The sequence below is a fragment of the Pseudomonas sp. SDO524_S393 genome, assembly GCF_054071875.1.
The window spans coordinates 36,804-43,783 of record NZ_JBSVVZ010000058.1 but is presented as its reverse complement, the minus strand read 5'-3'; the positions used below and the strand labels follow the sequence as shown (position 1 = coordinate 43,783).

Sequence of the window (6,980 nt, the reverse complement as noted above, 5' to 3'; positions counted from 1 at the left end):
TCGCCGGCAAGCCGGGTTCCTACAGGGGATTGTGTTGATAAATCAGCGCGGGACCAGGTCCAGGCACACCGAGTTGATGCAGTAACGCAGGCCGGTCGGCGGCGGGCCGTCCGGGAACACGTGACCCAGGTGGGCGTCGCATTTGGCGCAGGTCACTTCGGTGCGGATCATGCCGTGGCTGACGTCACGAATCTCGATCATGGCGCTCTCGGCAATCGGCTCGTAGAAGCTGGGCCAGCCGCAACCTGCATCGAACTTGGTCCTGGAGTCGAACAGTGGCTCGTTGCAGCAAATGCAGTGGTAAACGCCATCGGTGGTGGTGGCATTGTATTTGCCGGAGAACGGGCGCTCGGTGCCTTTGAGGCGACACACCTGGTACTGCGCCGGGTCGAGCATTTCCCGCCATTCTTCGAGCGTTTTTTCCAACTTATCCATCGGTACACCTCGGCAACTGAAAAACCCTGATCTGTGTCTTTTCCATGGATCGGGCGGCACGTATGATTGCGCCTCTTCAAAACGCCAGTCTGGCACCCGCGCTACCGGCATTCAAACGTATTTATGGGTGCAGACCTCGCAGGATTCGCAGTACGGTCGTGCCCACACCGTCTGGATCGTTCATTTTCAGGATCACATCGCCATGCAGGTCAGCAAATCGAACAAGCTCGCCAACGTCTGCTATGACATTCGCGGCCCGGTGCTCAAGCACGCCAAACGCCTGGAAGAGGAAGGCCATCGCATCCTCAAGCTGAACATCGGCAACCCGGCGCCGTTTGGGTTCGAAGCGCCGGACGAAATCCTCCAGGACGTGATCCGCAACCTGCCGACCGCACAGGGCTACAGTGACTCCAAGGGCCTGTTCAGCGCGCGCAAGGCGGTGATGCAGTACTACCAGCAGAAACAGGTGGAAGGTGTCGGCATCGAAGACATCTACCTGGGCAACGGCGTGTCCGAACTGATCGTGATGTCCATGCAGGCCCTGCTCAACAACGGCGACGAAGTGCTGGTACCGGCGCCGGACTACCCGCTGTGGACAGCCGCCGTGACCCTGGCCGGTGGCCACCCGGTGCACTATCTGTGTGACGAAGGCGCCGACTGGTTCCCGGACCTGGCCGACATCAAGGCCAGGATCACTCCGAACACCAAGGCTCTGGTGATCATCAACCCGAACAACCCCACCGGCGCGGTGTATTCCAAAGAAGTGCTGCTGGGCATGCTCGAACTGGCACGCCAGCACAACCTGGTGGTGTTCTCCGACGAGATCTACGACAAGATCCTCTACGATGACGCCGTGCATATCTGCACCGCCTCCCTGGCCCCGGACCTGCTCTGCCTGACGTTCAACGGCCTGTCCAAGTCCTACCGCGTGGCGGGTTTTCGCTCTGGCTGGATCGCCATTTCCGGGCCCAAGCACAATGCCCAGAGCTACATCGAAGGCATCGACATGCTGGCCAACATGCGCCTGTGTGCCAACGTGCCGAGCCAGCACGCCATCCAGACCGCCCTGGGCGGCTACCAGAGCATCAACGACCTGGTCTTGCCGCCGGGCCGATTGCTGGAACAGCGCAACCGCACCTGGGAACTGCTCAACGCAATCCCCGGTGTCAGCTGCGTGAAGCCCATGGGCGCGCTGTACGCCTTCCCGCGGATCGACCCGAAAGTCTGTCCGATCCTCAACGACGAGAAGTTCGTGCTTGACCTGCTGCTCTCGGAAAAGCTGCTGGTGGTCCAGGGCACCGCGTTCAACTGGCCATGGCCGGACCACTTCCGCGTGGTCACGTTGCCCCGTGTGGATGACCTTGAGATGGCCATTGGTCGTATCGGCAACTTCCTCAAGTCCTATCGTCAGTAACGGACAGACCGCTGTACGGCCGGCATTCGGTCGTACAGCGAGTATCTGGCAACACTTCTCTGCCCGGCACTGGCCTCCTGCACCCCACCACCCTGCCCGACTGCATCCCCCCCTATAATCAAAGGGCTGCAAGACGACAACAGGCTGATATTGATGGCCCTTCCAGGCCGGAAAATCCCTTCAAGGCTCTACATTCAGGCTGTAGGACACAGTTTGAAATAGTCGCTCAGTTGAATCACCCAATGGCGCACCTTATATACCCCGCAGTACGCGACATATTAAGCATGAGGAGAACCTTACAACCATGATGCGCATCCTGCTGTTCTTGGCCACTAACCTGGCGGTCGTGCTGATTGCCAGCATCACCCTGAGCCTGTTCGGCTTCAACGGGTTCATGGCGGCCAACGGGGTTGACCTGAACCTCAATCAGCTGCTGGTTTTCTGTGCGGTCTTTGGTTTTGCCGGTTCGCTGTTCTCGCTGTTCATCTCCAAGTGGATGGCGAAGATGAGCACCAGCACCCAGGTCATCACCCAGCCACGCACCCGACATGAGCAATGGTTGCTGCAAACCGTAGAGCAATTGTCCCGCGAGGCCGGTATCAAGATGCCCGAGGTCGGGATCTTCCCGGCCTACGAGGCCAACGCCTTCGCCACTGGCTGGAACAAGAACGACGCCCTCGTGGCCGTCAGCCAGGGCATGCTGGAACGCTTTTCCTACGATGAAGTAAAGGCCGTACTGGCCCACGAGATCGGCCACGTGGCCAACGGTGACATGGTCACCCTGGCGCTGGTACAAGGCGTGGTGAACACCTTCGTGATGTTCTTCGCACGGATCATCGGCAACTTTGTCGACAAGGTGATCTTCAAGAACGAAGAAGGCCGTGGCATCGCCTACTACGTGGCAACCATCTTCGCCGAAGTGGTACTGGGCTTCCTGGCCAGCGCCATCACCATGTGGTTCTCGCGCAAACGGGAATTCCGTGCCGATGAAGCCGGTGCCCGCCTGGCCGGTACCGGGGCGATGATCGCAGCGCTGCAACACCTGCGCTCCGAACAAGGCCTGCCGGTGCACATGCCGGACAGCCTGACCGCGTTCGGCATCAACGGCGGCATCAAGCAGGGCATGGCTCGCTTGTTCATGAGCCACCCGCCGCTGGAAGAGCGGATCGACGCGCTGCGTCGTCGGGGCTGACAGGCAACAGAGGACAAAAAGGGGCGATCTGATCGCCCCTTTTTTTGCCTGCGAATTGTGTGGATAGACTTCTACCGCATTGCTGGCAAGCCAGCTCCCACAGGGGATTGGCAATGGTTGGAAAGGTTTTGCCAGCAGAGCCATCGCGCCGAACGCTTTCTCGCCATCAATAGAGATCTCCTGTGGGAGCTGGCTTGCCCGCGATAGCTATTGCAGGTTCAACGCTTCTCCAACTGATAGACATGCTCTTCCAGACGCGTGACGCCATCCTGCACGAACTTCCAGCTTGCCCCCAGAATGTCCTGTTCTTCCAGCGCGTCCAGGGCCCAGCGCTCGCCCAAGAGCATGCGGACCTCCTCATCCGTCACCGCAAACGGCGGGCCGGCCTTCTGAGTCTGGTCATAGTCGAGGGTGACCAGGAGGCCCTGGCAACCCGCTGGCAGGTGGGTGTTCAAGTGCCCAACGTATTGCGCACGCATCAACGGTGGCAAGGCGATCAGCGCCGCACGGTCGTAGAGTGCCGTGCAATCGCTCAGAGCCGCGGCGTCCAGCGCGAAGAAATCGCCGCACCACACTTCGATCGAATCGGCCTGATAGACCTTGAACGCGCCCGTGAGGCTGACCTTCGGCACCAGCCCTTGTTCATTGAAGAACGCATCGACTGCCGACTCCGACAGCTCAACGCCCATTACGCGGTGCCCCTGACTGGCCAACCAGACCAGGTCCAGGCTTTTACCACACAACGGCACCAGCACTTTCGCCCCCATCGCGAGTGCCATCTGCGGCCAGTGCCGCTGCAAATACGGATTGACCTCGGGCAAGTGAAAACCGATCTGATTGCGCGCCCAGCGCTCATGCCAAAACTTAGGCTCCATTAATCACTCCGAAAATTCGATCAAAAGGCGCTAAAACTTATATTAGATTTAGATCAATGATCTGATTGAAGATGGCACCATCTTAACGCTCAGGACCCTCTTCATGCTCCCCAGTCTGTTTATCTCCCACGGCTCCCCCATGCTGGCCCTGCAACCCGGCGCCAGCGGCCCAGCCCTGCAACGCCTGGCTGCCGAACTGCCACGCCCCAAGGCGATCGTGGTGGTATCGGCCCACTGGGAAAGTCCCGAATTACTGGTGGGTGCCCACCCGGCCCCGGAAACCTGGCACGACTTTGGTGGCTTCCCACGTGAACTCTTTGCGGTGCAATACCCGGCACCGGGCGATCCACAATTGGCGAACGAAATCGTTGCGCTGCTTCACGCCGACGGCCTGAACGCTCGACTCGATGACCATCGCCCCTTCGATCACGGCACCTGGGTGCCCTTGTCGCTGATGTATCCGGCGGCCGATATCCCGGTGGTGCAAGTTTCGTTACCCAGCCGCATGGGTCCTGCCCTGCAGACCCGGGTGGGCCACGCCCTCGCCAGCCTGCGCAACCAAGGTGTGCTATTGGTCGGCTCCGGCAGCATCACCCACAATCTGGGCGAACTGAACTGGCACGCAGGCCCCGAAAGCATCGAGCCCTGGGCACGGGACTTTCGCGACTGGGTGGTGGACAAGCTGGCTGCCAACGATGAAGCCGCGCTGCATGACTATCGCCACCAGGCGCCTCACGCAGTGCGCAGCCACCCCAGCGACGAACACCTGTTGCCGCTGTACTTTGCGCGCGGCGCGGGCGGTGATTTCAGCGTGGCGCATCAGGGGTTCACGATGGGGGCGTTGGGGATGGATATCTATCGCTTCGGCTGAGGACGCGGAGCGCCCTGGGCGGCATTCCCACGCGGAGTGCGGGAACGATCAGCCATGTGAAATGCCAGACAAAAAAATCCCCGAACCAGTCGGGGATTTTTTATGTGCGATCAATCAGCCCAAAAGCCGATCAATCTTCGCGGTAGCGACGCAGCTTCAATTGCTTGCCGGCAACGCGAGTGTCTTTCAGCTTGGTCAGCAGTTTTTCCAGACCGTCTTCCGGCAGTTCCACCAGGGAGAAACTGTCACGAACCTGGATACGACCAATGGCTTCACGCGCCAGGCCACCTTCGTTGAGGATAGCGCCCAGCAGGTTCTTCGCCGCGATACCGTCACGCGCACCCAGCGCGGTACGGCAACGGGCACGGCCTTCGGCCAATGGGATCGGAGCGCGACGCTCACGGTCACCACGGTCCGGACGGTCGCCGGAACGCTCTGGACGATCACCGCGTGGCGCGCTGTTCGGCACCAGTGGGCGCTCTTTCTCGATAGCGGCCAGGTTCAACGCCTGACCATTGGTGGCCTTGCGCAGCAGAGCTGCTGCCAGGGCGCGTGGCGTGCAGCCAATATCGGCGGTCAGACGGTCCAGCAGGTCGCCGTGGGTCGACTCGGCGTCAGCCACCAGTGGCGACAGGCTGTTGGTCAGTTTCTTGATGCGCGCATCCAGAACCGCCTGGGCATCCGGCAGACGCACTTCAGCGACTTTCTGACCGGTCACACGCTCGATCACTTGCAGCATGCGGCGCTCACGCGGCGTCACGAGCAGCAATGCACGGCCTTCGCGACCGGCACGGCCAGTACGGCCGATACGGTGCACGTAGGACTCCGGGTCGTACGGCATGTCGACGTTGAACACGTGGGTGATACGCGGAACATCAAGACCACGTGCCGCCACGTCGGTCGCCACAACGATGTCCAGACGGCCATCCTTGAGGGAGTCGATCACGCGCTCACGCTGGTTCTGGGCAATGTCGCCGTTCAGCGCAGCGGCTTTGTAGCCTTTGGCTTCCAGGGCGCTGGCCAGGTCCAGGGTCGCTTGCTTGGTGCGCACGAACATGATCAGGGCGTCGAAGTCTTCGACTTCCAGCAGGCTCAGAACAGCCGAGGTCTTCTGGTCAGCGTGAACCAACAGGTGAGCCTGTTCGATCGCGGTGACGGTCTGAGTCTTGGTCTGGATCTTCACGTGCTCCGGATCGCGCAGGTGGCGTTCGGCAATGGCACGGATCGATTGCGGCAGGGTTGCCGAGAACAATACGGTCTGGCGGGTCGGTGGCAGCGCCTTGAAGATGACTTCCAGGTCGTCCATGAAGCCCAGCTTGAGCATTTCGTCAGCTTCGTCGAGTACCAGGTGGTTCACGGTCGACAGGACTTTCTCGTCACGACGCAGGTGGTCGCACAGACGGCCAGGGGTGGCGACGACAATTTGCGCGCCATTACGGATGGCTTTCAGTTGTGGGCCCATGGGCGCGCCGCCGTAAACGGCCACAACGGTAACGCCAGGCATCAGCTTGGCGTAGGTTTCGAAAGCGGTTGCTACTTGCAGCGCCAACTCACGGGTTGGCGCCAGGATCAGGGCTTGCGGTTCGCGCTTGGCAGGATCGATGCACTGCAGGATCGGCAAAGCGAACGCGGCGGTTTTGCCGGTACCGGTTTGCGCCTGGCCAATCATGTCCTTGCCGGCCATGATGATCGGGATCGATTGCTGCTGAATCGCCGAAGGCTCTTCGTAGCCGGTCGCTTTGACGGCTTCGAGAATATTCGGGTTGAGATTAAAAGCGGCGAAGCCGCCGGTTTCCTGGGTCATGGGTCTGCCTCTGAGTGCATCCGCAAAGACCCATGCTCCAAAGCTGCACATGCCGTGTTGAGACTCAAGAGTCGCCCTGGCTGCTTTGTCGGCGGGGATTTGCGAAAACGAATGAATGAAAAAGATTCGTCAAGGGGGAGTCCGCTGGGCGGACGTGCAGCCGAAGCTGGCTTCGGGGAATTGCACTACCTAAACGCGACCCGGTTAAAGGCCGGCGCGCACTATACCGGAATTACCTGAAAAAGGGAGCTTTTTTTATCGGAAAACACCGATAAACCGCGCTGCGTCACCGCCTTTGCACATCGGTGTGGCAGGGTCTATTTTTCAAAGGCCCGGCCCTGCTGGGCAGAAAAGCTTAAACGTTTCACCCGATGATAGAACTCCACTGG

The 6,980-nt window shown here is 60.3% G+C and carries 6 protein-coding genes; 3 read left to right on the top strand and 3 right to left on the bottom strand.

Features of this window, described 5'->3' with window-relative positions; translation table 11 throughout:
• Positions 1-42 precede the first annotated feature (42 nt).
• A complete protein-coding gene (msrB, locus tag ACW9IB_RS22460; RefSeq protein ID WP_457415578.1) occupies positions 43-435 on the bottom strand; it encodes a peptide-methionine (R)-S-oxide reductase MsrB in 393 nt (130 codons plus the stop codon).
• Between the two features lie 202 nt (positions 436-637).
• Between msrB and ACW9IB_RS22455 the strand changes: the two genes are divergently transcribed.
• Together ACW9IB_RS22455 and htpX are read left to right on the top strand one after the other, a co-directional pair.
• Positions 638-1,849, top strand: coding sequence for a pyridoxal phosphate-dependent aminotransferase (locus ACW9IB_RS22455; RefSeq protein WP_457415577.1), 1,212 nt, complete (start codon positions 638-640; stop codon positions 1,847-1,849).
• Between the two features lie 304 nt (positions 1,850-2,153).
• Positions 2,154-3,041 carry a protease HtpX gene (gene htpX, locus ACW9IB_RS22450; protein WP_457367661.1) on the top strand — a complete coding sequence of 296 codons (888 nt, stop codon included), beginning with the start codon at positions 2,154-2,156 and terminating at the stop codon, positions 3,039-3,041.
• A gap of 218 nt (positions 3,042-3,259) precedes the next feature.
• Here htpX and ACW9IB_RS22445 read toward each other — a convergent pair whose 3' ends face one another.
• Complete coding sequence (locus ACW9IB_RS22445; protein WP_457415576.1) at positions 3,260-3,916, bottom strand: thiopurine S-methyltransferase; 657 nt, start codon at positions 3,914-3,916, stop codon at positions 3,260-3,262.
• Positions 3,917-4,019: 103 nt separating this feature from the next.
• Between ACW9IB_RS22445 and ACW9IB_RS22440 the strand changes: the two genes are divergently transcribed.
• Complete coding sequence (locus ACW9IB_RS22440) at positions 4,020-4,787, top strand: DODA-type extradiol aromatic ring-opening family dioxygenase (protein WP_457415575.1); 768 nt, start codon at positions 4,020-4,022, stop codon at positions 4,785-4,787.
• A 130-nt stretch (positions 4,788-4,917) separates the two neighbouring features.
• Here ACW9IB_RS22440 and ACW9IB_RS22435 read toward each other — a convergent pair whose 3' ends face one another.
• Positions 4,918-6,591 (bottom strand): DEAD/DEAH box helicase, encoded by a 1,674-nt coding sequence (locus ACW9IB_RS22435; RefSeq protein ID WP_457367664.1) that lies wholly within the window; start codon positions 6,589-6,591, stop codon positions 4,918-4,920.
• Positions 6,592-6,980 lie beyond the last annotated feature (389 nt).

Coding starts and splice junctions, on each gene's coding strand:
- msrB (WP_457415578.1), bottom strand. CDS start 435: ATGGATAAGTTGGAAAAAACGCTCGAAGAATGGCGGGAAATGCTCGAC.
- ACW9IB_RS22455 (WP_457415577.1), top strand. CDS start 638: ATGCAGGTCAGCAAATCGAACAAGCTCGCCAACGTCTGCTATGACATT.
- htpX (WP_457367661.1), top strand. CDS start 2,154: ATGATGCGCATCCTGCTGTTCTTGGCCACTAACCTGGCGGTCGTGCTG.
- ACW9IB_RS22445 (WP_457415576.1), bottom strand. CDS start 3,916: ATGGAGCCTAAGTTTTGGCATGAGCGCTGGGCGCGCAATCAGATCGGT.
- ACW9IB_RS22440 (WP_457415575.1), top strand. CDS start 4,020: ATGCTCCCCAGTCTGTTTATCTCCCACGGCTCCCCCATGCTGGCCCTG.
- ACW9IB_RS22435 (WP_457367664.1), bottom strand. CDS start 6,591: ATGACCCAGGAAACCGGCGGCTTCGCCGCTTTTAATCTCAACCCGAAT.